Origin of the sequence: Paraburkholderia strydomiana, from assembly GCF_031456815.1 — a bacterium.
Taxonomy (GTDB): Bacteria; Pseudomonadota; Gammaproteobacteria; order Burkholderiales; family Burkholderiaceae; genus Paraburkholderia; species Paraburkholderia caledonica.
Genome location: NZ_JAVDVL010000011.1, coordinates 169198 through 193691, shown reverse-complemented (window position 1 = coordinate 193691; position 24494 = coordinate 169198). Strand labels below are relative to the sequence as shown.

At 61.1% G+C, this 24494-nt stretch carries 22 protein-coding genes and 2 pseudogenes; 17 read left to right on the top strand and 7 right to left on the bottom strand.

Going from position 1 to position 24494, the window contains the following annotated elements; translation table 11 throughout:
- The first annotated feature begins 188 nt into the window (after positions 1-188).
- The 4 genes from J2W46_RS26330 (at position 189) to J2W46_RS26315 (ending at position 3775) form a co-directional block, all read left to right on the top strand.
- Positions 189-791 (top strand): phosphatase PAP2 family protein, encoded by a 603-nt coding sequence (locus J2W46_RS26330; protein WP_310357567.1) that lies wholly within the window; start codon positions 189-191, stop codon positions 789-791.
- A gap of 514 nt (positions 792-1305) precedes the next feature.
- Complete coding sequence (locus J2W46_RS26325) at positions 1306-2103, top strand: DUF4118 domain-containing protein (RefSeq protein WP_131320644.1); 798 nt, start codon at positions 1306-1308, stop codon at positions 2101-2103.
- Between the two features lie 2 nt (positions 2104-2105).
- Complete coding sequence (locus J2W46_RS26320) at positions 2106-2987, top strand: alpha/beta hydrolase (RefSeq protein WP_310357563.1); 882 nt, start codon at positions 2106-2108, stop codon at positions 2985-2987.
- On the top strand, positions 2984-3775 hold the full coding sequence (locus tag J2W46_RS26315; RefSeq protein WP_310357561.1) for a MipA/OmpV family protein: 792 nt from the start codon (positions 2984-2986) through the stop codon (positions 3773-3775). Before J2W46_RS26320 ends, J2W46_RS26315 begins: the two co-directional genes overlap by 4 nt.
- Before the next feature lie 267 nt (positions 3776-4042).
- Here the strand turns inward: J2W46_RS26315 and J2W46_RS26310 are convergent, their stop codons facing one another.
- Entirely contained in the window at positions 4043-5584 is a 1542-nt protein-coding gene (locus tag J2W46_RS26310) for a methyl-accepting chemotaxis protein (RefSeq protein WP_310357559.1), read from the bottom strand.
- 105 nt (positions 5585-5689) lie between these two features.
- Positions 5690-6421: a GntR family transcriptional regulator gene (locus J2W46_RS26305; RefSeq protein ID WP_087750682.1), complete on the bottom strand. Its 732-nt coding sequence runs from the start codon at positions 6419-6421 to the stop codon at positions 5690-5692.
- 159 nt (positions 6422-6580) lie between these two features.
- Between J2W46_RS26305 and J2W46_RS26300 the strand changes: the two genes are divergently transcribed.
- The 3 genes from J2W46_RS26300 to J2W46_RS26290 all read left to right on the top strand — a co-directional run bounded on the left by J2W46_RS26300 (position 6581) and on the right by J2W46_RS26290 (position 10899).
- The gene (locus J2W46_RS26300; protein WP_131320648.1) at positions 6581-7951 is read left to right on the top strand and encodes a class-II fumarase/aspartase family protein; all 1371 of its coding nucleotides are present in this window, start codon (positions 6581-6583) and stop codon (positions 7949-7951) included.
- A 24-nt stretch (positions 7952-7975) separates the two neighbouring features.
- Positions 7976-9364, top strand: coding sequence for a cation:dicarboxylate symporter family transporter (locus J2W46_RS26295; RefSeq protein ID WP_310357556.1), 1389 nt, complete (start codon positions 7976-7978; stop codon positions 9362-9364).
- 146 nt (positions 9365-9510) lie between these two features.
- Positions 9511-10899 carry a class II fumarate hydratase gene (locus J2W46_RS26290; RefSeq protein WP_310357553.1) on the top strand — a complete coding sequence of 463 codons (1389 nt, stop codon included), beginning with the start codon at positions 9511-9513 and terminating at the stop codon, positions 10897-10899.
- Positions 10900-11134: 235 nt separating this feature from the next.
- Here J2W46_RS26290 and J2W46_RS26285 read toward each other — a convergent pair whose 3' ends face one another.
- The gene (locus J2W46_RS26285; RefSeq protein ID WP_310357548.1) at positions 11135-11263 is read right to left on the bottom strand and encodes a hypothetical protein; all 129 of its coding nucleotides are present in this window, start codon (positions 11261-11263) and stop codon (positions 11135-11137) included.
- A gap of 116 nt (positions 11264-11379) precedes the next feature.
- On the opposite strand from J2W46_RS26285, the gene J2W46_RS26280 reads away from it, so the two are divergent.
- From J2W46_RS26280 to J2W46_RS26260, 5 genes and pseudogenes are all read left to right on the top strand, one after another.
- On the top strand, positions 11380-11682 hold the full coding sequence (locus tag J2W46_RS26280) for a putative quinol monooxygenase (RefSeq protein ID WP_020067623.1): 303 nt from the start codon (positions 11380-11382) through the stop codon (positions 11680-11682).
- A gap of 76 nt (positions 11683-11758) precedes the next feature.
- A pseudogene (locus tag J2W46_RS26275) lies at positions 11759-12137 on the top strand (excinuclease ABC subunit A); the annotation flags it as partial.
- A gap of 345 nt (positions 12138-12482) precedes the next feature.
- Positions 12483-12905 carry a PRC-barrel domain-containing protein gene (locus J2W46_RS26270; protein WP_310357545.1) on the top strand — a complete coding sequence of 141 codons (423 nt, stop codon included), beginning with the start codon at positions 12483-12485 and terminating at the stop codon, positions 12903-12905.
- Positions 12906-13257: 352 nt separating this feature from the next.
- Positions 13258-14277 (top strand): SGNH/GDSL hydrolase family protein, encoded by a 1020-nt coding sequence (locus tag J2W46_RS26265; RefSeq protein WP_310357543.1) that lies wholly within the window; start codon positions 13258-13260, stop codon positions 14275-14277.
- A gap of 242 nt (positions 14278-14519) precedes the next feature.
- A complete protein-coding gene (locus J2W46_RS26260) occupies positions 14520-15356 on the top strand; it encodes a c-type cytochrome (RefSeq protein WP_310357540.1) in 837 nt (278 codons plus the stop codon).
- Positions 15357-15483: 127 nt separating this feature from the next.
- Here J2W46_RS26260 and J2W46_RS26255 read toward each other — a convergent pair whose 3' ends face one another.
- From J2W46_RS26255 to J2W46_RS26240, 4 genes and pseudogenes are all read right to left on the bottom strand, one after another.
- Positions 15484-16869: an FAD-binding oxidoreductase gene (locus tag J2W46_RS26255; RefSeq protein WP_310357538.1), complete on the bottom strand. Its 1386-nt coding sequence runs from the start codon at positions 16867-16869 to the stop codon at positions 15484-15486.
- Positions 16870-16965: 96 nt separating this feature from the next.
- Positions 16966-17195, bottom strand: a pseudogene (locus J2W46_RS26250) (HU family DNA-binding protein).
- Between the two features lie 544 nt (positions 17196-17739).
- Positions 17740-19140, bottom strand: coding sequence for an MFS transporter (locus J2W46_RS26245; RefSeq protein ID WP_310357535.1), 1401 nt, complete (start codon positions 19138-19140; stop codon positions 17740-17742).
- A gap of 60 nt (positions 19141-19200) precedes the next feature.
- A complete protein-coding gene (locus J2W46_RS26240) occupies positions 19201-19956 on the bottom strand; it encodes an SDR family NAD(P)-dependent oxidoreductase (RefSeq protein ID WP_310357534.1) in 756 nt (251 codons plus the stop codon).
- A gap of 211 nt (positions 19957-20167) precedes the next feature.
- On the opposite strand from J2W46_RS26240, the gene J2W46_RS26235 reads away from it, so the two are divergent.
- Genes J2W46_RS26235 through J2W46_RS26215 form a run of 5 tightly spaced genes read left to right on the top strand, consistent with a single transcriptional unit; the run spans position 20168 to position 24400 of the window.
- Entirely contained in the window at positions 20168-20755 is a 588-nt protein-coding gene (locus J2W46_RS26235; RefSeq protein ID WP_310357532.1) for a nuclear transport factor 2 family protein, read from the top strand.
- Positions 20755-21840, top strand: a complete 1086-nt coding sequence (locus J2W46_RS26230; RefSeq protein WP_310357530.1) for a maleylacetate reductase — start codon at positions 20755-20757, stop codon at positions 21838-21840. The genes J2W46_RS26235 and J2W46_RS26230 overlap by 1 nt, the downstream gene beginning before the upstream one ends.
- Positions 21841-21850: 10 nt before the next feature.
- Positions 21851-22717: an intradiol ring-cleavage dioxygenase gene (locus tag J2W46_RS26225; RefSeq protein WP_310357528.1), complete on the top strand. Its 867-nt coding sequence runs from the start codon at positions 21851-21853 to the stop codon at positions 22715-22717.
- 45 nt (positions 22718-22762) lie between these two features.
- Positions 22763-23578 (top strand): sugar phosphate isomerase/epimerase family protein, encoded by an 816-nt coding sequence (locus tag J2W46_RS26220; protein ID WP_310357524.1) that lies wholly within the window; start codon positions 22763-22765, stop codon positions 23576-23578.
- A 30-nt stretch (positions 23579-23608) separates the two neighbouring features.
- Positions 23609-24400: an IclR family transcriptional regulator gene (locus tag J2W46_RS26215; RefSeq protein WP_087750696.1), complete on the top strand. Its 792-nt coding sequence runs from the start codon at positions 23609-23611 to the stop codon at positions 24398-24400.
- Positions 24401-24494 lie beyond the last annotated feature (94 nt).

Below are 24494 nucleotides of genomic sequence, written 5' to 3'. Positions count from 1 at the left end.
GAGTGTGCGTCCGAACACGGCGCTCGCTGACCGCTCATTAACTCACTTTGTCGTCGTCGCCTCGAAAAGAGTAGCGCAACCTGGCCTCGATGCCTGACATCGGAGCAGGAGACCGTACCAGTGGCGCCCTAAGCTTTTCATAAGGTTCGGCGGCTAAGATCAGCTAATTTTCACTGCGATCCAGACCGATGAATGCACTCGAAGCGCTGAACCGCGCGCTCTTTCTGTCGATCAACGCGACACCATCGGCGCCCGTCTGGCTCATCGACATAGCCCGCTTTATCGCTGATGACGTGATCTATCTCGTGCCGCTCTTACTCGTCGCATTGTGGCTCGCAGGCGGCGAGGATCGACGCGCCGCCGCAGTGCGAGTGTGCTGCGCGGTCCTGGTGGCGCTCGGTATCAATCAGCTGATCGGTCTTGGGTGGATGCATCCGCGGCCGTTCATGATCGGCTTGGGCCATACCTTTATCGAGCACGCGCCGGATTCATCGTTTCCGAGCGACCACGTCACCGTGTTGGCAAGCGGCGCCTTGACCTTGCTGCTCGCCGGCGAGCGCCGCTACGGGCTGTCGATGTTGCTGGCGGGTCTTGCGGTGGCATGGGCGCGCGTCTTTGTCGGGGTGCATTTTCCGTTGGACATGGCAGGCGCTGTCGCCGTTGCGTGCATAGCCTGTGCGTTGGTTGCTCCGCTATGGAGAATGTCTGGCGCTTCACTGACTCGCGGTCTCATAGCTGTGTATAGAAAGCTGCTGGCATGGCCTATCGGGCGTGGCTGGCTTTCGTCTTGATGGCAAGGCGGCGGGTTGTATTGCGGATTGGCGATCGAGATGAATTGCTCAGCATTATGGGCAAGTGCGTCCGCAACTTGCGGCCAGCGGCAGTTCGCATCGCCGCTGACGCGGCGTATTGGCGCTGCTTCCCGAGACCTGGGGTATCGCGAGCATCTGCAGTAACCGGCCGATGCTGTTGTAAAAGTCGAGCTGCGCAGTGATTGCACCCCTGGCTTGAAATTTGGCCTCTCAGATCGACCCACCAATCGGCTCTCGAGCACCCCGGATACTTGCATTGACGACGCGACACGCGGCGCGCATGAATGCCTGGGCAAGCGGCATCCTGGCCTCCGCCGACTCCTCGTTACTGCGCAGATAGGCTGTGCCAGGCGCGGGGCTTTATCAGCTTTGCCGCCACGCTTAGGCGCACTACCGTCTCACTAAAGTTTGCCCGAGATTGCGGGTAACGTCAGAGACGTGTCTGGCACAATCACCGGCTTATAGGAATACGTCACGTCGCCATATAAAACGAATGAAAGTCAAAAACTCTCGACGGTGGGCTTCGCGAGGCCGCAAACGCTGGATCATCGCGGCGGCTGCACTTTTTACCGCCGCCACCATCCGATCGATACTTCACCCGCTGCTCGGCCCGATCATGCCAGGCACCGCCTTTCTTATCGCCGCCGTGCTCGTAGAGTATTACTGCGGCCTCGCGCCCGCACTCTGCGTGATGCTGGCGGGACTCTGTCTCGCGGACTACCTGTTCGTCCCGCCCTACGGACGCATCGACATCATCGATGCGTCGGATATCCGCCTGCTGCTCTCGTACACGATCATTACGATTGTTGTCATCACGCTGGTCGAGCGCTTGAGACGCGCGCAGTATCGTGCCGAACTGCTGGCGTCGGTAGCGCACTCGCGCTATGAAATGCTGCTGCGTGGCGATAACGAACGCCTGCTCGCGCGTCGCGCCACGGATGAAATGCATCGCATGCTGCATCACATCGCGCAGCACAACCGATCGCTCATTCTCATCAAGGCGCTGGATCCGGCAACGAGCGCGCCGCCCGGCAGCTTCGTCGCGGCGGAGGGAACCTCTGCGGCTGCGGGAGTCATCGACGACGAATCGTTTATTTCGGGTATCGCCTACGGCGCCAGGCATTCGCAAGTGCATCAGGATGATCTCGCGCGTCTGAACAACCGCCTGGTGCCCGGTCACCACCGCATGCGTTTTCTATCGAGCGGACACGGTTGGCACGCAGTCGAATGTGTGTGCGAACGCTTCATTACCCCGTCCGGCGAATTTCTGATCCTTCGGGCGGAAGACTGACTATGAACCCCTCTCAATTTCCGGCTGCTCCGGGCAACGATCATGTTGTTCTCATTTTGCACGGCCTTTCAAGTTCTCCAGCGGAATTGCGGTTCCTCTCTCGCGCACTCGTCGAGGAAGGCTTCGCGACTCACACGCCAGAACTTCGTGGCTACAGCGCCGGCACCGGACATGTACCGATGGAGCAGTGGATCAGCGCAGCCGTCGCCGAGTTTGACGCGCTTGCCGCGCGACACCGGCATGTTTCGGTGTGCGGCCTCTCCATGGGCGCGACGCTGGCCGCCGCCGTCGCTCAAGAGCGCCCGAGCGCGCGCGCGTTGATACTGTTGTCGATCACACTCAGCTATGACGGCTGGGCGATCCCCTGGTACCGATTTCTGCTCGACTACGCTTATTACACACCATTGCGCTCGCGCTACCGTTATCGCGAGCACGCACCATATGGCCTGCGCAACGAGGCGTTGCGCTCGAAGATTGCACGCGTGATGCAGAGGGACGGAATCAGTGAAGTGGGGCCCGCGTCCATTGCTATGCCAGCGCTTCACGAAGCGAGCCGGCTTGCAAAGTCGGTACGCAGGAAACTGAAGAGCATAAGCACCGACTGCCTCATCATTCACGCGATCGACGATGAGACGTCCAGCCCGCATAACGCGCGTTACGTCGTGGCGAACGTCGGGGCGTCGTTTCTTCGCACTATCTGGCTCGACGACTCGTACCACATGATCACATCGGACAACGAACGCGAGGTCGTCGCGCGGGAATGCGCAGTTTTCCTGCGCGAAAGTGCTGCGGCTTCGGCGTCCTGCAACAACCCAGCGCCAGTCATATCAAGGGCGCTCGCGCGGCGCCTGAGACAGTTGGCCGCCGTGGCGAGGAAAGCATGAGGCTCGACATCACCTCTTCTGGACGTCGATGGTTAGCGCTCGCAGCGGTAAGCGCGTGTTGCACAACGGGCGTCGCATACGCCGATGAACCGCAGGCAGACAGCAACTGGAAAATCTCGGTCGGGCCGGGCATGTATGTATTTCCGAAGTACCCTGGCTCCTCGCAGCTTCAGGTGCTTCCGTTCCCCGTGCAGGACATTTCATGGAAGGACTGTGTTTTCTCACAAGGTCCAGATGTGCTCGGCGTCAACGTGTTGCATGGAGAGAACTATCACCTCGGAATGTCGGTCAGTTTCGACTTCCAGTCGCGATCGTCGTCCGACGATGCGCGACTCAAAGGCTTGCCCGATGTGCACTACGGACCGAAGCTGCGACTCTTCGGCGATTACACGGTGTGGGCGTTCACCGGCGCGGTGGCGGCCTATCAGGACATCGCGGGAACAGGACAAGGTCTGACGGCGACGGCCGATATATTCGTGTCGGCGCCGATCGGTAACTGGCTCATTTCGATGGGCCCAGGCCTCACCTGGGCCAACGCGACCTATACGAAGACCCTGTTCGGCATTACGCCGCAGGAAAGCGCGGCATCGGGATTGCCGCACTACGATACCGGTTCCGGCATGCGCGATATTCACTTCAACGTGAATGCAACCTACAAAATCAGTCCGCACTGGTCGGCGAGCGTCGAGGCCGTTGTGGGACGCCTCGAGCATTACGCCGCAGGCAGTCCAATTACCGAGCGGCGGCTCGACCTCAACGGCGTGGCGTCCGTGCTGTACCGCTTCTAGCAACGAAAATCGTTCGCGCGATTCTCGCGGCCCGAGTAAACCCAGCGCTCAAACTTCACTGTGGTCAGAGAGGAAACAGCCGGCAAGTAGTCGAGCCATCATCATGGCAACGTTCGCTGTGTCCCGCAGAGCCGGCCGCTGAACGTCCGACCGACGGCGCATGTGAACGGCGGGTTGTGGCCGAACCCGAAAGCCCCCAGCCTCCCGCAGGTGCCGCACTCACATCAACGACGCCATGCAACCGAGCCTCTGCTGGCTTCAGCGCCTTTATGTTCGGAAGCGACTCGCCGCCGACCGGAGTGTCTGCGCCTGGTCGGCAAGTGACAGTGCTGCCGCAGTAGTCTCTTCCACCAGCGCCGCGTTCTGCTGGGTCGTTTCATCCAGTTGTGAGACAGCGCGGTTGACCTGTTCGATGCCATCCCGTTGCTCTTTCGCCGCCGCCGCTACTTCCTGCATCACGTTGCTCACTTTTTCGATCGACTGCACGATCTCCATCATCGTGCGGCCTGCCTGATCGATGAGCCCCGATCCTTCAGTCACGCCCGTCACGGCTTCGTCGATCAATGCCTTGATTTCCTTTGCCGCGCTGGCGGAGCGCTGTGCGAGCGTACGCACTTCAGCGGCAACCACAGCAAAGCCACGACCCTGCTCGCCCGCGCGGGCCGCTTCGACGGCGGCATTCAATGCCAGGATGTTCGTCTGAAAAGCGATCCCTTCGATCGTGCCGATGATGGACGCGATCTTTGTCGACTGATCCGATATGCCGGCCATGGTTCGCACAGCGCGATCCATCACGACACCGCCCGTCTTCGCGATGCCCGATGCGTTGCTGGCATATTCGGTAGCGAATCCGACACGCTCGCTATTTTGCGCAACGGTTGCTGTCAGTTCTTCCATGCTTGCCGCCGTTTGTTCCAGCGCGGCCGCCTGCGCCTCGGTACGCCGGGACAGGTCCGAGTTACCCGATGCGATTTCGCTCGTGGCGCTCGCCATCGACTCGCTGCTCGAGAGGACGGTTGTGACCGTCGATCTCAGGCCCTCCTGCATCGATGAAAGGCCTTGCATCAGCGCACTCATCTCGTGACGGCCTTCCACTTGAACCTTGTTCGAGAGGTCTCCGTTTGACATCGCCGAACAGACCTCCAGCGCTCGGGTCAATGGACGGCCAATCGCGCGATGCAGGCCGATCGCGCACACTAGTGACAGAAGGATGGCGACGCAGAGTGCTCCTACCGATGCGCCGCTCACCGTGCTGAGTGTCGACTGGAAATTCTCGTAGCTCGACTCGCCGCTAGTCATCAGGTAGTCGTTGAGCGCGTCGGTGCTCCTGGTGAATGCGAGCGCCAGCGGCGGCATCACGTCCATCGTGATCCGGTTAGCGGCAACCGCATCGCCCGTTTCGAGCGACTGCAGCGTGGGCTCGATCGCACCTTTGATCAACCGGTCGAATGTCAGAGAGACGGCCTCTGCCAGCTTTTGCTGCTCAGCGGATTTCGGCAGCGCGAGATAGCGTTCGTAGGCCTTCTTCGACGTCGCCAGATAGGCGCGTGCTTTTTGCAGAAGCACTTTTACGTCCGGCGATTCCGGGTGCAGGAGCGCCCGGTCCATCGAAACGCGCGCGATCGCCATGTTGTACTTGGTGTCGCCAAGCGCGACCGCTGACGATAATTGCACCGCATAGATTTCCTGGAGCGCCGACTTCCCCTCTTGCGTTCCCCACTGACCGAACGCGGCAACGACCAACATCAGGGCGACGAGCAGGCCGAAGGCGAGCGAGATCCGCGCCCTGATTGAGACTTTCGAAAACATGTGTAATGTCCGCTGGATGACGTGAGCCCCGCAGGGATTAAACCGGATATGTCCGTACATATTGGTTATCGGTCGCATCACCCGAACATGGATCGGTGTAAACCCTCACGCTCCTGAGCGCTTCAGCCTCATCGATACGGCGAACCGGTCGGCGGGATGCACACTCACCGACACTTCGAAGGCCACGCCCGTCGAATCGATATAGCGGCGCACAATTTCCAGCGCCGCCGAAGCGATTGGCATCTGAAGGCGCTCAGCCATCTCTTTCGTGACGTTCACGGCCTGCACGTTTTGCTGGATTTCAACGACGCAGCGGCCGTAACGCGCCTCGATCAGCGAACTGATCAGCGTGTCGGGCGCTGCCTTCGCTTCCTCGGCGATCTCCGTGTAGGTCGGATCGATGTAGACATCCGTCCAGCCGAGAGGCGGACGCGAACGGTCGCGTTCGATACGCAGGCTCGACACACGCAGCCAGTGCGCACCTTCTTCGCATTGCAGAACCTCAGCGAGCCTGCCGGCCACGGTAACCTCTTTCACCGACTGGATGACCCGCAGATGTTCCGAGCCGAACTGCACCAGATCCTCGACTGAACCCAGCGAAGGACGGAAATCATTCTTCGGCTGCGCCGACTCGACGCGCGTACCGGCGTTCTTGCGCCGAGACACGAATCCGAGCTGCTGAAGCTCGTTTAGCGCCGCGCGAATCGTGTGCCGGCTGGTGTTGTACCGATCGCGCAACTCCAGTTCGGTCGGCAGATAGGAGCCGACAGGAAAGCGTCCGCTGGCGATGCCCTCGGTCAGATCGCGAGCGATGTCGGCGTAATGAGGTCTGTTCATGCTTTGCAAAGTGAGGAGAAACGTACGGGATCGATGCGCATCCAGGGTTAATCATAACTTGAACGATATGTTCGAACATATTATCTTCCATATGTCCGGACATATTAGTAACCTGTCCGCGGTTCGCACACTCCCGCTTGCTCGACTCAAGGCATCGTCATGACTACCCGCACCACCCCGCTTTCCAGCACCGTCTTCGATTCAATCCTGTTTCGTGACGCCTTCGGCACCGCCAAAATGCGCGCCCTGTTTTCTGATTACGCGCTGGTGCAGCGCTATATCGACGTCGAGGTCGCGCTCGCGAAGGCGGAAGCGCGCGTCGGCGTGATCCCGGCCGACGCTGCGGATGTGATCGCGCGCGAGTCGCAGATCGAGCGCATCGACTTCGACCACATGCGCGAGGAGACGGACATCGTCGGCTATCCGATTCTTCCGCTCGTGCATCAACTGGTCGGCATGTGCGGCGAGGCAGGCCGCTATGTGCACTGGGGCGCGACGACGCAGGACATCATGGATACGGCCGTCGCGCTCCAGGTCCGCGACGCGCTCGATTCGATCGATGCCGATATCCGCGAACTGCGCGGCATCCTCGTGGATCTGTCGAAGAAGCACCGCGACACGCCGATGGCGGGCCGCACGCATCTGCAGCAGGCGTTGCCCGTCACCTTCGGTTACAAGACCGCGATCTGGCTGGCGATGTTCGACCGCCATCAACAGCGCATTGCGCAACTGCGACCGCGCGTGGCTGTGGTCGAGTTCGCGGGTGCGGCCGGCACGCTGGCATCGCTGGGCGACAAGGGCTTCGACGTGCAGAAGGCGCTTGCCGCCGAACTGCAACTCGGCGTGCCCGCGACGACCTGGCACGTCGCACGCGATGGCTTCGCCGAGGCCGTCAATCTGCTTGCGCTCGTCACCGGGTCGCTCGGCAAGATTGCAACCGACATCATGATCATGGCGTCCAACGAATTCGGCGAAGTGTACGAGCCGTTCGTCAAGGGTCGTGGCGCGAGCAGCACGATGCCGCAAAAGCGCAACCCCATTTCAAGCGAGCTGATGCTCGCAGCCGCGAAAGCCGTGCGACAGCAGGCCGGCCTGATGGTCGACGCGATGATCCAGGACTTCGAGCGCGCAACGGGACCGTGGCACGCGGAATGGATTGCGATTCCCGAAAGCTTCATCCTCGCTTCGGGTGCGCTCCATCAGGCGAAGTTCGCGCTGGGCGGCCTCATCGTCGACACGGATCGCATGAAGCATAACCTTGGCATCAGCAAGGGGCTGATCGTCGCCGAAGCCGTGATGATGCAGATGGCACCCTACACCGGCCGCCAGCAGGCGCACGACATCGTCTACGATGCGTGCCGTACCGTGAACGAAAGCGGCGGCACACTCGCCGAAGCGCTGGCGGCACTGCCAGAGGTCACCCGGCATTTCGATCGCGACGCGATCAACGCGATGACCGATCCCGCCAACTATCTGGGCCTCGCGCCGCAAATGGTCGATCGCGCCATCGCGCTGTCGAGCGAGATCTGACGAACGCTGCGGAGGAGCTACACCATGACGAACGACAACACATCGGGTAACGGGTCAGTCACGCCACCGGCAAAGCGGCCGTGGTATCGCAAGCTTGGGATGCAAGTGCTGATCTCACTCGTGCTTGGTATTGCTGTTGGCCTGATCTTTCCGAAGTTCGGCGCGCAGCTGAAGATCCTCGGCGATATTTTTCTCGCGCTGATCAAGGCAGGCGTTGCACCGCTCGTGTTTCTCACTATCGTGCATGGCATCGCATCGGCGGGCGACGTAAAGAGCGCGGGGCGCGTCGGCTGGCGCTCGATTGTCTACTTCGAGGTCGTGTCGACCATCGCACTGGCCGTCGGACTGCTGGCGGGCAACCTGCTGCAGACAGGCAAAGGCATGACGGCCGTCACACCTGGCACGGCGCCTGTCATCGCGGCAAAGGCAGCGCCGCAAGGCTTTACCGAGTTCGTGATGCATCTGGTGCCCGACAACTTCATCGGCGCGTTCGCGAAGGGTGAATTACTTCAGGTCGTGGTGCTGGCCGTGATGGTCGGGATCGGTATTCTGGCGATTCCCGAAAGCCGCCGCGTGCACATCAACGAAGGGCTCGATCTTATTTCGCAGGTGCTGTTCTCGTTCATCAATCTGGTGATGAAGCTCGCGCCGCTCGGCACCTTCGGCGCAGTAGCGTTCGCGGTCGGCAGCAACGGCACGGCCGTGCTGGTCGCGCTCGCGCAACTCGTGCTGAGTTTTTATGCGGTCATCGTTCTGTTCATCGTCGTCGTGATGGGCGTCATCGCGAAGCTCGCGGGCTTCAGCATGTGGCGCTTCATGCGCTACATCAAAGATGAAATCCTGATCGTGCTCGGCACGGCATCGTCGGAAAGCGCGTTGCCTCGTCTGCTCATCAAGCTCGAACGCCTCGGCTGCACGAAACAGACGGTGGGCCTCGTCCTGCCGACGGGTTATGCATTCAACCTGGACGGCACGTCGATCTTCATGTCGATGGGCGTCATGTTCATTGCTCACGCGTACAACGTACCCATTACGATCGAACATCAGATCGGCATCCTGCTGCTCATGCTGCTGACGTCGAAAGGCGCGGCGACTGTTTCAGGCGGATCGTTCGTCGTGTTCGCGGCGACGGTCACGTCCACGGGCATTCTTCCCGTGGAAGGACTGGCTGTCATTTTCGGCGTGTACCGCTTCATGTCGATGGCAATCGCCACGTGCAACACGATCGGCAACAGCCTTGCTACCGTGGTGGTCGCGCGCTGGTCGGGCACATTGGACGCGAAAGTCGCGAAGCGTCATCTCTATCCCGAGCTTTTTCCTGAAGTCGCGCAAGCGGATGAGCGCGTGACCGACGGCGAACTTTCGCCCGAAAACCTCAATCAGGTGAACCCTCGTCCGGCCACGCTTCGATAACCTGCGTTAATCGAACACTGGCATCGACGCATGACGAAGGCGGCTGGCATCAGTTTGATCCAGCCGCTTTCCGCTTTCGAATGCGGAGCCGCTCGTTGACGCGTGATGAGCTCCGCCCGTTCATATTCGACCTGGAAACGCCCACCATGAATACGCGCACTGAATCGGATGCGTTCGGACCCGTGGATATTCCCGCGCATCGCTATTGGGGCGCGCAAACTCAGCGTGCGCTGGACGTGTTCGGCGCGGCAGAAGAGCGCTTTCCCGCCGCGCTGACTCACTCGTTCGGTTTGCAGAAACGTGCGGCTGCACGCGCTAACCGCGAGTGCGGCGTCATTGATCCGCATCTCGCCGATGCAATCGAGGCAGCCGCCACGGAACTGAGTGACGGGAAATGGGACGATCACTTTCCGCTGAGCATCTGGCAGACCGGCTCAGGGACACAAACCAACATGAACGCGAACGAGGTCATCGCCAACCGCGCCAATGAACTGCTCGGCCAGCCGTTGGGGACAAAGTCGCCGGTCCATCCGAACGATCACGTCAATGCGTCACAGTCATCCAACGACAGCTTTCCGACCGTCATGCATGTGAGCGCCGCGCTCGAACTGACCGGGCGTCTCCGACCTGCGCTCGTATCGATGCAGGCGTCGCTTGACGAACGCGCACGCGCATTCGCCGATGTGGTGAAGATCGCGCGCACCCATCTCATGGATGCCGTGCCGACGACGATGGGCCGCACTTTCGCAGCGTACGCTCATCAGATGGCAGCGGCGATTTCGCGCATCGACGCAGCGCTGCCACAGCTCATGGTGCTTGCCCAGGGCGGCACGGCCGCAGGCACAGGACTGAATGCACCGGCGCAGTTCCCGGAGCGCTTCTGCGCGGAACTCGCTGCCAGCACGGGCCTGCCCTTTCGAACGCATCCACACAAGCTGGAGGGCATGGCGTCGCACGATGCGTTGGTCGATGTCTCGGGCGTACTCAATACGATTGCGACATCGCTTTTGAAGCTTGCCAATGACATTCGACTGCTTGGTTCGGGACCGCGTTGCGGGCTCGGCGAACTGATTGTCCCCGATGACGGCCTCACTTCCTCGATCATGCCGGGAAAGCGCAATCCGACGATCGCCGAAGTGCTGGTGCAGGCGTGCTTCCAGGCGATGGGCAATCACCAGACGGTGACGCTTGCGGGGGGGTCCGGTCTGTTCGAGTTGAACGTCGCGAAGCCGGTGCTGATCTACAACGTCCTGCAGTCGATACGCGTCCTGACCGATGCATGTCGAAACTTCGACGAACGCGTCGTAAAGGGTCTTCAGGTCGACACGACGCAACTTGCAACGAACGTGGAGAACGCACTGTTGTCGGTGACAGCGCTCAACCCGGTGCTTGGCTATGATGCCGTCGCGCGGATCACTGCGCTCGCGTTGCGCGAAGGCATTACGCCGCGGGCTGCGGCGCTGTCGCTCGACCTCATCGACGCGAACCAGTACGACAGGATCGTCGATCCCGCGCGGCTGGCGAATGGTGAATAGCATACACGGGGCGTTCGAGGACGGTCGCGTTTGTACGCGTTTATACGCGTTTGTACGCGGCCGTCCTCGAACGCCTCAGATCGACCCACTGCGGACCTTGGACTTCGAGTGGCCTTGACGACGGCTTCGAGAACTACAACGGCCACTCGCCATCAGTCCAGAAAGACGATCGATTTCCGCCTCAGCGCGAGGCGCGACGTGGCTGCATGAAACGCAGCCCGTCGCCCGCAAGCCCTCACATGCGGTCGAGAAACACGAACGCGGCCCCGAGCGGGTCGATGATGCTGATCAATACGGTGAAGCCGACCAGCATGTTCGAAATCACACCGCCTGTCACGAGGCTCTTTGCTATATGCTGGTACAACGGTGCTTCCGATCAATAGGCCATGGGCGACGGTTTGGGCACGCGCCGTACATGCGCGAAAAGATCATAGGAGGTTCCCGTCGATACCCGCAAACGGCATCAACAAGGAGGCAGGCATGGTCAAGACAGCGTTGTTCGTCCGGCTCGAAGCAAAGCCGGGCAAGGAACAGGAAGTCGAAAGCTTCTTGATGGGCGGACTGCCGCTCGTCGAGCAGGAACCCGCGACCATCGCGTGGTTCGGGCTGAAAATCGCGCCGTCGGTGTACGGCATCTTCGATGCGTTCCCCGACGACGCCGGCCGCCGCGCGCACCTCTCGGGCAAAGTAGCCGAGGCGCTGATGGCGAAGGCGCCGGATCTCTTTGCCAAACCGCCGGAAATCATGAACATCGATGTACTTGCGGCGAAGCTGCCGTCGTAGCCGCGTCGGGTTCGGGTGCTGACTTCCTTGTGTCGCAACGCATGAACACCCTGCCCGTCGAAAAACTGCATAAAGCCTGCGCGGCTTCGTGCGCGTACGATGCGCGCCGGAACACAACCTCAAAAACGTGAATGTCGATATCCCGCGCGGCGCGCTCGTCTGATTTGCCGGCGTGTCCGGCGCGGGGAAGCCGTCGCTCGCATCGGCACGCCCTACGCGGAGGCGCAGCGGCGCTATTCGAGTCGTCGCGCCTTACGCGTGGCGGCTGATCGAACAGGTCGGCGTGCCCGAGGTCGATGCGATCGAAGGCCTGCACCCGCAGTCGCACTTCGCAGCAGCGCGGCGCGCCGAGCACGCGCTCCTCGGTCCGCAGCGTGACGACGTTTTCGAGCCTCGCGCGCATGCTCTCTTCGCGCACCGGCCACTGTCCGCAGAGGCCGCCGATGTTCTGCGCGATGTGCAGTCGATGCTTTCGGAAGGGAGCCTCCCGCTGATCGATATCGCGGCACGCGTGGGCTTCGACGCAGCAGCATTTCACCGCGCCCCGCGCTTTCCGCCTTGCGCATCACCGCCTACGATCCGGCGATGCGCTTTCCACTGGATCGGTGAGCGACCAACAAACGCAGGAATTCGACACTTTTGGGCAGGGACTCGAAAGAAGAGCGCGCCTCGCGGGTGTAGGTTTAACTGAAATTGGCGTAGCGCCGTCTTTCGCGACAAAAGCAAAACACACCGCTGCACTCATGGGCGCATCCTGGGTCCGGCGTCCACGTACCCCGTTGCGCATTTTGGAGAACGCCATGAAGACTAACCTCGCATCGGCCGCAAGGCTGTCGACATTCATCCTTGCGCTATCCGCTGGTGGCTTTGTGGCCAGCGGCGCGACCGCGCAGGACGCGCCCATCGCCGGCAAGGCGACGCTCGGCGTGACCGTCACCGAAGCACAGCTGGTCGCAAGAGGCTGGCGCGCATCGAAGATTATTCATACTGATGTCTACAACGAAAAGAACGAAAAGATCGGCCGCGTCGATGACCTGATTGTCGCGCCCGATGGCTCGCTCTCGGCCGCGATTATCGACGTCGGCGGCTTTCTGGGGATGGCGGCGCACCGCGTCGCCATCCCCATTCAGCAGTTCAAGCAGATAGCGCCGAAGGCAATCGTGGTCGGCGCAAACAAGGATGCGCTGAAAAAACTGCCGGAGTTCGAATATGCCAAGAGCTGACATCGGCCGCGAACGCGGTCGACGGCGGCGACGTGCTTCGCATCGTGTCAACACCCGTTTGTGCGTACTTTCACAGGACAGTTTCGGTGCGACGATCGGCGGAAGCCTGATCCTCGAACTCACCCATCAATAGCGGCTGGCGTCGCATGGACACCGCACAGTGACGACATTACTTCGGTCTACGACATCGTAGCGCGGTCGCGTCTTCATTCGATGCTTGCTGCCGTGGCACGCCGGTAGTCAAATCGCAATAGCGCACAGTTTTTGCTCCGAACAGTACTTATCGGGAGAGCGACGCGCGATAAGGCGCGATGGTGGCCGCGGCTCCGCGAGTCGTTAAGGAGACGTGGCGATGCGAGGAATAAATGACAAGGTACGTGCAGCAATTTTTGCCGTGGCGATCTCACTGCTATCGGCATGCGGCGGGAACGGAGACAGTTCGAATAATGGCAGCGCGGCCACACCTGCAGGCGGCATCAATCTGCAGATTGTCTCGTTCGGCGACAGTCTTTCGGACGTTGGGACCTATGCACCGATCGCAAGCGCGGTTGGCGGGGGGCGTTTCACGACCAATCCCGGACAAGTGTGGACTCAGGATGTTGCGCAATACTACGGAGATACGCTAAGCGCTGCGTACACGATCGACTTCACGCATAAGCTCAGTGCGCAGAGCGGCCTCGGCTACGCGGAAGGTGGTGCCACGGTGGCAACGCCGGCAAACCAGTCCGACTTTCTAACCGAAGTGATCGGCAACGTCGAGATGCCCGTCACTCAGCAGGTGTCGCGCTATCTGGCCGCTCACCGGAGCTTTAACACCAATCAACTGGTGCTCGTCTGGGCCGGCGCGAACGATGTGCTTCGCGCCGGGGCGCTGCCGGCCGCTGCGCAGACCGTGGAGACGGCGGCTACTACTTTGGCTGAGGTCGTCGGGCAGATTGCACAGAACGGCGCCACGCATATCGTGGTGGTCAATGTTCCAAACATCGGTCTGTCGCCCAAAGGGCTTGCCTCGGCCGACGGCGGGGCCAACCTTGCCCAGTTGTCGCAACTCTTCAACGGTAGCCTGAACGCGGCCTTGCAAAGCAATGGCCTGCAAGGCAAGGTCATCCAGATCGATTCTTACAGCTGGATGAACCAGATCGTCGCGAACTTCAAGGCCAATGGCTTCGCCGTGTCGAACACCAGCGTCGCCTGCGACCCTACGAAAACGCCCCATGCCACGGCATTGCTGTGCTCGCGGCCAACCTATGTGACCGCCAACGCGGACCAGACATACATGTTCGCCGACGACCTTCATCCGACGACGCATCTGCACACGCTGTTCGCCCAGTACGTGGAGCAGCAGATCGCCAGCCGCGGTCTGGGTCACTGAGCCGGGAGCATGATGACTCACCGGCAGCATCGTCCAGTTCTCTCGCATTCTGTCCGATCGCGTCTGGGCTATCGCGTCGCGCAGCGAATGATCGCGTGGAGACGGTGTCCGGCGAGGCAAACGCGCGCGCTACCGACGCTTCGCCGCAGCTGACATAATCCGCTCACCGGTGCCGAATGAATTAACGGCTTCGGCGATTTTCACTGCCGACGTCGCCGGCGGTACCAATGCACGGAGAACAAATGTCGAAACACGTGTTGTTTGCGGTAATGCTACTGACGCTTGGCGTCATCGGGCATTGTGCAGCCGCGCAACCCATGATCGAACTTACGATAGGCGGCAGTACCCGGTCGTTTAGCGGTGCGGCATTGCTGGCGCGCCCCGATGCCGCGGAGATTCATGTTCCGCGAGATGTCGCCTACGGTACGTCGACGACCTACCGCGCAGTGCCGCTGGCCGACCTGCTCGACAGTACCAGGTTACCTGCGGACAGCGTGCTCGAGGCACGTGCAACCGACGGCTTCGCCGCACAATTGCCGATGGATCTTGTGAGTAACCGCGATCCAGCGACAGCCGTCGCATGGCTCGCGGTCGAGGACCCGGTGAAGCCATGGCCGAACCTGCGGGGCAAAGCGGTCAGTGCGGGACCGTTCTACCTGGTCTGGGTCGGCAGGGAAGCGGCGTCCGTGCGCAGCGAGCAGTGGCCTTATCAGATCGCGAAACTTGCTACGCAACCGTCTCCATCCACGCGTTGGCCGGTGCTCGCCGTCGATCCGGCGCTACCGGCAACCGATCCGGTTCGCGCGGGCCAAGGGCTGTTCATCACGCAGTGTCTCGCCTGTCATCGGCTCAATCACGCGGGGAGCGCGGACACTGGCCCCGACCTCAACGTGCCGATGAATCCAGTCGAGTACTTCCAGCCCGCTGCATTGCGCCGCTACATTCGCAATCCGGCATCGGTTCGAGACTGGCCCGGCCGGGCCATGCCCGCTTTCCCGCGGGACCAGCTGAGCGATCGCGAGATCGATCTGATCGTCGCTTACCTTGCGTATATGGCGCAGCGGAAGGTTGGCGAGTAAGGCATACGAGTTTAGGTTTGGGCGCGGTGCGAAGTAGTACTTCACCTGCATGGACATGATGTTGCCGGGCATTTCGCTGCATCGCGAGGATTGTTACGAGGGTCTAGTCGAAAGAGCTCGCGCATCATTAGAAGATCTTTCCGGGATTGAGGATCGAGCGCGGATCCAGCGCCGTTTTAATGAGCCGCATTGCAGTAATCTCCGCGTCGCTGCGCGTATGGCCGAGGTAAGCCTTCTTCTTGACGCCGATGCCGTGCTCGGCGGACACCGAGCCGTGAAATTCGCGCGTTACGTCGTAGATCACACGGTCGATCTCGTCGTGCAATCGCCCTTCCGAACCGGGGATATCGACAACAATATGGAGGTTGCCGTCGCCAAGGTGCCCATAGATCATGACTAGCGCGTCAGGCCACCGTTCCTGCAGACGTTGCTCGCAATGCGCGGCCACCTGGCCGACGTCACTGATTGAGAAGCTCACGTCATACGCGCTGTGGTGCGGAATAAACTTCGGATACTCGCCGGGCGCATCGCGAATCGTCCAGAAAGCCTGCGCATCCGCTTCGGACTGCGCAAGCGCCGCATCGCTGACCACGCCCGCTTCGAGCATGCCGCCGAGAAACGCCTCGAATGCCTCGGCATGCCGCTCGGGATCGCTGCCCACACTTTCGAGCAGCACGTAGTAAGGATAGTGTTTGTCCAGTGGCGCGCGTAACGGGAGATTCGCCAGCACCGCGTCGTAATAGCCCGCCCACATCACCTCGAAAGCGGACACGCCAGCGGACAGTTGCGCCTGAGAGCAGGCCAGCAGTTTCGTTACTGCGTCGTAGTCGGGCAATGCGCACCATGCGGTGGCGACGGCGGTCGGCCGTGGACGCAGGCGCAGCACTGCCCGCGTGATCACCGCGAGCGTGCCCTCGCTGCCGATCAGCAGATGCCGCAGATCGTAGCCGCTATTGTTCTTGATCATCTTGTGCATGCCGCTCGTCACTTCGCCGTTGGCGAGCACGGCTTCGATACCGAGCACCTGGTCGCGCATCATGCCGTACTTGATCACACGATTGCCGCCCGCATTGGTCGCGAGGTTGCCGCCGATGGTGCAGCTGCCACGCGCGCCGAGGTCGAGCGGAAAATAGAAGCCCGCATCGAGCGCCGCCTCCTGAACGACCTGCAGAGGCACGCCCGCCTCGACCGTCATCGTCGCCGAGGTGCGATCCACTTCGACAATCCGGTTCATCCGCTCGAGGCTCAGCGCCACCTCGCCGCCGAGCGCGTTCGCTCCGCCGACAAGACCGGTCAGGCCGCCCTGCGTCACGACGGGCTGAGAGAACGCATGGCACACGCGCAATGCAATGGCGACGTCTTTCGTACTGCGCGGCCGGATCAGGGCAGTCGGCACCGCGCCGGGCAACCCACTCCAGTCATGTAGTTTCCGGCTGCCGAACTCGGCCGGCAACTGCACGAGATCCGCGCCGAGCTCGGCGAGCAGCGCATCGATTACTGTCGATTTCGACATGTCAGGTTTCCATTCCAGATGTATGTTTCCGATAGCATGTGCTCACGAGCGTTCACCAGACGGTGTAGCCGCCGTCTACCACCAGGTCCGAGCCCTTCATGAACGCGCTCGCTTGATCTGGATCGCCGCGCCGGTGGCGGGATTGCGTCCAGTGCTGGCGGCACGTTGGCCCGTTGAAAACGAGCCGAATCCGTTCATTGCGCAGTACCGTCCTTCGTCACTGCCGTCGTGACGATGCCGATCAGCGCATCCAGTGTTCCAGCAGTCTGTGCCTTCGTGGAGCCCGTCGTCCCGGCGACCGCATCGATCAGTTCCTGCCTGTTCATTGTTTGGCCTGCAAGGGCATGAAGTGAAGTTGATACCCTACCCGATCCGCGGGCGTGCGCGCAATTGGTGGCCCCCGCAAGCCGCGCCGGTTGCGCTCCGTTGATCCACGTCCCCTTCATCGGGGTGACCGTTGCATCAGTTAGTTCCGGGAGCTACGCAACGCCGCAATCACAGGATCGGAGCGTTAGCATGCGCATTCGTGACGGCTTTCTCCCCCTCCCACGACCATGCTTTCATAACAATACTTATTTTGATAGGCACGAGGAAACGGCGGTGCGCTCGTCTATTTTTGCGTCTCCTGAGTTCAACGATGAACCCGTGTCCAAAAACATTGACTGAAATCGGACCCGAAGCTGTCATTGCGCGTAGCGACCGGGCAAGACAGCTTCCGAAGCAAGAAGCGCAATTCGCTAATTTTGAGCCAGTGGACCGAATCAGTAGGACGCCGTAGCGGACGTGGCCGACTTCGCCGACCTTAACCGCCTGTCCTCAAATCAAAGCCGCCCGTCGGCTGACGCGAACCGCGGCACACGGAGAGCGCCGTCAAACAGGAACTTTGGACGCGGTTTTCTTCCTGCGAGTGTCCGTACGCAGGCTGTCGTATTCCTCCTGACTGATCGGCGATGCATCTCGTTGCCCGAGCGCCTTGACGGGCAGTCGATATGTTTCGCGCGCCGTCCATGCGCCTAGCGCGCCGATGCCGCAGACGATCAGCGTGATCGTCCCCACGATTAACGGAATGTGCTGGGTGCCGGGCGGCACGGCGGCTGCGATGAACGCCGGCAGGATTGCGGTAATGGCCGTGCCGATGTTCTGGCCGATCGCCATGGCGGTAACCCGGATACGCGTCGGGAACAGTTCGGGCATGAAGCTCGGATAGACCGCGTTGAAGCATTGATACACCACGCCCCACATCACAATCGCGATGACGATCGCCAGCATGGCATTGTGCAGACTGATCGCATAGAGATACGCATAAGACAGCAAGCCCGAGGCAAGCGCACCGAATATGATGAGTGGCCGGCGTCCCCATCGATCGGACAGACTGCCTGCGAAGGGAATGAAGAACATCGCAGTCAGATTGGCGAGCAGCGGAATCCAGAGAAAGAAGCCTTTTGAAAGACCGATACCGTAAGCGGGCTGCACCGCATACGCCGCGCCAAAGATCGAAGTCACCGCCAGGATGATCGCAATCAATGCGATTGCCGCGATGCGGACGATATCCCGCCAGCCATCGCGTAACGCTTCCTTGACGGGCGACGCGGGAATCTGCCGATGTTGCGCTTCATCGACGAAAGCCGGCGTCTCAGACACTTTCCGCCGGATTACATAACCGGCCACCAGTACGAGCACGCTCAGCAGGAACGGTACGCGCCAACCCCACGCCAGGAACTGCTTCTCGGGCAGATAGTAAGCGAGCGGCATGAAGATGGCCGCAGCGAACACCTGGCCGGCGGTCACGCCCTGCATCGCATAACTTGCAAAATAGCCGCGACGGCCGAGCGGCGCATGCTCAAGCACGAGCGAACTCGAACCCGATATCTCCCCGGCGACCGCGAAGCCCTGAATGAGGCGCAAGATCACAAGCAGGATCGGCGCTGCGAAGCCCACTTGCGCAAATGTCGGCAGAAGACCGACGGCGAGCGTCGACAACCCCATCATGAACATGCAGGTGAGAAGCAGATTCTTGCGGCCATGTGTATCACCGCGACGGCCGAGCACAAATGCGCCGACTGGTCGTGCGAGATAGCCGACGCCATAGGTCGCAAGCGACGCAGCGATCGCAACGTGACCGTCCTGGGAAGGAAAGAAAAGTTGCGGAAAAACCAGTGCGGCGGCTTGCGCGTAGATGAAGTAGTCGTAGTACTCCAGCGCAGAGCCGATCCACGCGCTCGCGGTGGCGGTTCGTGCCTGATTGCTGCTCTGCAGATGCGTAGATGCCATTTCGTCTCCTGCGTGTGTCTTGTCGATGATCGCGAACAGAACTCGCGTAGCGTTGCGCGCTCAATATGTCGCGCGGCCGCCTGACAGGTCGAAGGTGAAGCCGGTCGTGAAACTGCATTCGTCGCTTGCGATCCACGCCACCATCGCGGCGATTTCCGGAACGGTCAAAAACCGCCCCATCGGAATACGCGCTTTGCTGGCCTCGATGTGCTCCTCCGTCATCTCCCGGAAAAGATCAGTCTCGGTGATCGCAGGCGCGATGCCATTGACCATGACGCCCGTCCCGGCCAGCTCGCGCGCGATCGATTTCGTCAGACCGATGACACCCGCCTTCGCTGCGGAATAAGCGCAAATGTTCGGATGCCCTTCCTTGCCTACGATCGACGCCACGTTGACGATGCGTCCCGCGCCGCGTGCGCGCATGTGCGGCACGGCGAGGCGGCAGGTGTGGAACACGCTATTCAGATCTACCGCGAGGACGCGGTTCCATGCGTCGACCGGATAGTCTTCGATCGGAACGACCGGTCCGTTAATGCCGGCGTTGTTCACGACTATGTCGACATGACCGAACGACTCGAGCGTGGCGGCGAACGCCGCCTCGACGGCACGCGCGTCTGCAAGATCGACATCCTGGACAAGCGCGGCGAACGAGCCGTCGCCTGATTCGAGCGATGAAACATCGTTATCCCAGCAGGCGATCCGGCAGCCTTCCTCTGCGAGACGCTGTGCGATGCCGCGCCCGATGCCGCGCGCGGCGCCCGTCACGATCGCCGTGCGTGCCTCGAATCTTCGTTGCTTTAGCGGTTGCATTTCCATGTTCGTCTGTTCCTCCATATAACCTGGTTCCCACACTAGAAACGAGATTTCGACTCGTCAACGGTGATGCCGCCGTTCATTCACATACGGGAACAAACCAGGGAATGTCCCGGTTCGCGACAAAAACCGCTTGACCACGCAGTGTTATGAGTACCACCATAGAAACCACTTTCTATACATGAACAATGAGGACCGACAGATGGAACAGGCGATGATTGAACGATTGACGATTCGTGAGACGATCGAAAACTGGGCGGTATGGCGAGATGCGGGTGACTGGGAGCGTTTCGCGACGCTCTGGCATCCGGACGGCCGCATGATGGCGACGTGGTTTCAGGGAAGCGGCCGCGAGTTTATTGAAGTGACGAAGGCCGGTTGGGCGAACGGCGTGAGCATTCTGCATTTTCTGGGCGGCACGTCGATCGAAGTGAACGGCTCGCATGCCGTCGCGCAGACCAAGATGACCATTTCGCAGCGTGGAGAAGTCGAAGGCACGGTATGCGACGTCGTGTGTACCGGCCGCTTCTACGACTTCTTCGAGAAGGTCGACGACCGATGGCTGCTGCTGCTTCGTCAGCCCATCTACGAGAAGGATCGTCTGGATCCGGTCAGGCCGGACGCCCGTCCCGTTCTCGATGCGGCGCTGCTGGCCGAGTTTCCCGCTGGTTACCGGCATCTCGCGTACATGCAGACCCGAATCGGCTACAAGGTCAAACGCGATATGCCGACGCTGACGGGCACGGAAGTCGAAGCGCTCTATGCGCGCGGCCGCCGTTATCTGCAAAGCGGAGCACTGTGATGGAGGACGTCCTACCGGTGCGCTTCGATTACCATGCGCTGCCTTCGCGCGTGCTGTTCGGCGCGGGCAGGCGCCGGGAAACGCCTGAAGTGGCGCGGCAACTGGGCTGCGCACGTCCGTTGATCGCCTCCACGCCGGAGCAGAAGGATTTGGCTGGCGCCATCGCGTCGTTGTTCTCCGCTTCGTCGGCTCATATCTTTCCCGAGGCCGCGATGCACACGCCATGGGATGTGACATCGCGAGCACTTGCGGTCGTGCAGGAGAGCGGCGTCGACTCCTTGATAGCCGTGGGCGGCGGCTCGGCGATAGGCCTCGCGAAAGCGCTTGCACTGCGCACCGGCCTGCCGCAAATCGCCCTGCCCACCACCTACGCCGGATCTGAAGTCACACCGATCATCGGCGAGACGCAGGACGGCCAGAAACGTACACGTCGCACGCTCGACGTGCTGCCGGAAGTCGTGATCTACGATGTCGACCTCACCCTGACGCTGCCCGCGCGCTTGTCGGCGACCAGCGGTCTCAACGCGATAGCTCACGCGGTGGAAGCGCTCTATTCCGTCGACGCCAATCCGGTCACGTCGATCAAGGCTGAACAGGGTATCGCGGCCCTCGCCGCCGCGTTGCCCGAGATTCTCGCCAATCCCGCGAGTCGTGATGCGCGCAGCCGCGCACAATACGGCGCGTGGTTGTGCGGGACCTGCCTCGCCTCTGTCGGCATGGCACTGCATCATAAGGTCTGTCATGTGCTCGGTGGCACCTTTGATCTGCCGCATGCCGACACGCATGCGGTCATGCTTGCGCACGTCGTCGCTTATCAGGCTGGCGCGGTACCGCATGCAATGCGTCGCATTGCACGCGCGCTTGACGCCGATAATGCATGGACTGGACTGCACGCGCTCGCGGCCACGCTGCATGTTCCCCGGTCTCTTGCTGAAATCGGCATGCCGCACGAAGACCTCGGTCGTGCGGCTGAACTGGTGCTGCAGGAGACTTATGCAAACCCGCGCACGCCGGACTATGAGTCGATCAGGGCGATGCTCGAAAGGGCATGGCGCGGCGCAGCACCACAACCCGATTCGCTGTGAGGAGTACGCGATGCGCAATTTCAACGAAGACAACATCACGGCAGCGGTCATCGAGCGTCTTGCGGGAAGCACGAGCAAACGTGTGCACCAGATCAGCGATGCGCTCGTTCGTCATCTTCATGCGTTCGTGAAGGAGATAGAACCCACCGAGGATGAATGGGCCGCTGCGATCCGCTTTCTCACGCAGACGGGGCAGATGTGCACCGACACCCGGCAGGAGTTCATTCTGCTATCCGACACCCTCGGTGTATCGATGCTGGTCGACGCGATCAATCATCGCTATCCGGGCGACGCGACGCAAACCACTGTGCTCGGTCCGTTCTATGTCGCAGAAGCAGCTGCGCTTCCGCTCGGCGCTTCGATCGCAGATGGCGAGCCGGGCGACCCTCTGCTGGTGGAAGGCACCGTACGCGATCTGAACGGAAAGCCGATCGCGGGAGCACTGGTCGAGACGTGGCACGCGGACAGCCATGGCTTCTATGACGTGCAAAAGGCGGCGGGCAAAACGGAGCTGCACATGCGCGCGCGCTTCCTCACCGATCCGGACGGGGCGTTCTGGTATCGCTCGATCGTGCCCGCGGCCTATCCGATTCCGAACGACGGCCCGGTTGGCCGCATGCTCGATGCACAGGGACGACATCCTTACCGCCCGGCTCACGTGCACTTTCGCGTCAGTGCACCCGGCTTCGAGACGCTCGTTACGCACGTGTTCGTGAGCGGCGACGTCTACCTGGATTCGGACGTCGTGTTCGGCGTGAAGGACGCACTGATCGAGCCGCTGGTGCCGCTCGCACCGGGGCTGAGTCCGGCAGGACATCGCGTCGATGTTCCGGGTGCCCTGCTTGCCTATGATTTCGTGCTACCGCCGCAAAACTGATTTCTATGCGCCACGAGCCATCTTTTACGTTATGGACGCGTTCCTATGCATGAACTGTCGTTGCATCATCTGACTATCCTTGATGCGCATCCGCTGCAACTCGTCGATGCAGCCGCCGCTGCGGGATTTGAATATTGCGGCTTGCGGCTGGTCGCGCCTACCGCTGCGGATACGATCGTGGACGTCGCGAACAATCCCGCTCTCATCCGCGAGCTACGCGCGCGCCTCGACGCAACCGGCGTCAGGCTTCTGGATATCGAAGCCATCTGGCTGAGTCCGCAGACGGATGTCGAGTCACTATTGCCTGCACTCGAAGCGGGTCATATGCTCGGCGCGCAGCACGTACTCTGCGTCGGAAACGACACCGAACGCGGTCGCCTGCGGGACAACTTTGGCCGTCTTTGCGAAGCGGCAGACGGCTTCGGCCTTTCGGTCGGACTCGAGGCCATCACGTACTGCGCGGTCGGCACGCCCGCCGAGGCACTAGAGGTCGTGCAAGCCAGCGGACAGGCAAACGCGCGGATACTCATTGACGCGTTGCAATTCTTCCGCTCGGGCGCGACGTGCGAGCGGATCGGTGCAATCGACCCGGCGCTGATCGAATACATTCAGATTTGCGATGGACCGAGCGCCGCACCGCAGTCTCTCGAAGCACGGAGACAGGAAGCGAGGACGTCCCGGCTGCTGCCTGGCGATGGCGAATTACCGCTGCGCGAGTTGCTGTCGAAACTGCGGGCCGATCTTCCACTCGCCGTCGAGGCGCCGACGCTCGCGCTGCGTGGCCTGCCGTTCAACGAGCAGGCGAGACGCATCCACGCGCGTATGCAAACGTTCCTCGCTGGTCCAGTATCCTGGTGCTAGTATGTTTCCATACGTAAACTGGAGCCGGATATGCTGTTGGAAGACGAAACGAATGGAGTGGTGAAGTCGGCAGATCGCGTGCTCGACGTGATCGAGTTGCTCGCGAGATGGGGACGCGAGATGTCCCACACGGAAATCGCAGAAGCGCTGGACATACCGAAGAGTTCGCTGACCAAGCTACTCAAGAATCTTACGGCTCGTGGCTTTGTCGAATTCGTCCCTGTGACCAAGGGTTATCGCCTCGGCGAAGCGCTGATCCGGCTTTCTCAACAGTCCACACATAGCCGCTCGCTCGTCAGCTGCGCGCAGCCGGTGCTGGCAGAGATCACGCAGCAGACGCTGGAGTCGTGCGCGCTCAATCAACTCAAGGGCGATCAGGTGGAAGTCGTTGCGACGGTGACCAGCCCGCAACGGTTGGTGTCGCATCTGCGACTCGGCGATCTTGCGCCGCTTTATGCAGTGTCGGGTGGAAAGGTGATTCTCGCGTTTCTTCCGGATCAGATGCGCAGCGAGTACATCAAGACCGTGAAAATGCAAGCCATCACACCCAAGACGATCACGGCAAAGAAGGCGCTGCTCGCACAGATTGAAACGATCCGACAGACCGGAGCCGCCTATTCGATGGACGAATACACGCCGGGCATCGTCGGCGTGGGCGTACCGGTGTTGTCGTCGTCGGGATTTCCGCTCGGATCGCTGAACGTCGCGATTCCGTCGGTGCGTTATTCGGAACGTGTCGGTGCACGAGCCGTCGCCGTTCTCCAAGCCGCCGCGGAACGCGTGCGGCGCGATTACATCGCCGCAAACGAACATACCAGCTAAGTCCGCTGACACATTTTTCGGCGGCCGAAGTCCTCGTTGCCGCCACAAAATTGCTTGCGATTCTCTGAACTATTTATCAAGGACAACGAATTTA

What these genes read in the sequence shown, in the direction of transcription:
- J2W46_RS26270 (WP_310357545.1), top strand. Translation starts at nt 12,483, where the DNA reads ATGAAGACTAACCTCGCATCGGCCGCAAGGCTGTCGACATTCATCCTT.
- J2W46_RS26225 (WP_310357528.1), top strand. Translation starts at nt 21,851, where the DNA reads ATGCGCAATTTCAACGAAGACAACATCACGGCAGCGGTCATCGAGCGT.
- J2W46_RS26305 (WP_087750682.1), bottom strand. Translation starts at nt 6,421, where the DNA reads ATGAACAGACCTCATTACGCCGACATCGCTCGCGATCTGACCGAGGGC.
- J2W46_RS26310 (WP_310357559.1), bottom strand. Translation starts at nt 5,584, where the DNA reads ATGTTTTCGAAAGTCTCAATCAGGGCGCGGATCTCGCTCGCCTTCGGC.
- J2W46_RS26315 (WP_310357561.1), top strand. Translation starts at nt 2,984, where the DNA reads ATGAGGCTCGACATCACCTCTTCTGGACGTCGATGGTTAGCGCTCGCA.
- J2W46_RS26235 (WP_310357532.1), top strand. Translation starts at nt 20,168, where the DNA reads ATGATTGAACGATTGACGATTCGTGAGACGATCGAAAACTGGGCGGTA.
- J2W46_RS26320 (WP_310357563.1), top strand. Translation starts at nt 2,106, where the DNA reads ATGAACCCCTCTCAATTTCCGGCTGCTCCGGGCAACGATCATGTTGTT.
- J2W46_RS26255 (WP_310357538.1), bottom strand. Translation starts at nt 16,869, where the DNA reads ATGTCGAAATCGACAGTAATCGATGCGCTGCTCGCCGAGCTCGGCGCG.
- J2W46_RS26260 (WP_310357540.1), top strand. Translation starts at nt 14,520, where the DNA reads ATGTCGAAACACGTGTTGTTTGCGGTAATGCTACTGACGCTTGGCGTC.
- J2W46_RS26280 (WP_020067623.1), top strand. Translation starts at nt 11,380, where the DNA reads ATGGTCAAGACAGCGTTGTTCGTCCGGCTCGAAGCAAAGCCGGGCAAG.
- J2W46_RS26240 (WP_310357534.1), bottom strand. Translation starts at nt 19,956, where the DNA reads ATGGAAATGCAACCGCTAAAGCAACGAAGATTCGAGGCACGCACGGCG.
- J2W46_RS26300 (WP_131320648.1), top strand. Translation starts at nt 6,581, where the DNA reads ATGACTACCCGCACCACCCCGCTTTCCAGCACCGTCTTCGATTCAATC.
- J2W46_RS26220 (WP_310357524.1), top strand. Translation starts at nt 22,763, where the DNA reads ATGCATGAACTGTCGTTGCATCATCTGACTATCCTTGATGCGCATCCG.
- J2W46_RS26330 (WP_310357567.1), top strand. Translation starts at nt 189, where the DNA reads ATGAATGCACTCGAAGCGCTGAACCGCGCGCTCTTTCTGTCGATCAAC.
- J2W46_RS26290 (WP_310357553.1), top strand. Translation starts at nt 9,511, where the DNA reads ATGAATACGCGCACTGAATCGGATGCGTTCGGACCCGTGGATATTCCC.
- J2W46_RS26265 (WP_310357543.1), top strand. Translation starts at nt 13,258, where the DNA reads ATGCGAGGAATAAATGACAAGGTACGTGCAGCAATTTTTGCCGTGGCG.
- J2W46_RS26215 (WP_087750696.1), top strand. Translation starts at nt 23,609, where the DNA reads ATGCTGTTGGAAGACGAAACGAATGGAGTGGTGAAGTCGGCAGATCGC.
- J2W46_RS26230 (WP_310357530.1), top strand. Translation starts at nt 20,755, where the DNA reads ATGGAGGACGTCCTACCGGTGCGCTTCGATTACCATGCGCTGCCTTCG.
- J2W46_RS26295 (WP_310357556.1), top strand. Translation starts at nt 7,976, where the DNA reads ATGACGAACGACAACACATCGGGTAACGGGTCAGTCACGCCACCGGCA.
- J2W46_RS26245 (WP_310357535.1), bottom strand. Translation starts at nt 19,140, where the DNA reads ATGGCATCTACGCATCTGCAGAGCAGCAATCAGGCACGAACCGCCACC.
- J2W46_RS26325 (WP_131320644.1), top strand. Translation starts at nt 1,306, where the DNA reads ATGAAAGTCAAAAACTCTCGACGGTGGGCTTCGCGAGGCCGCAAACGC.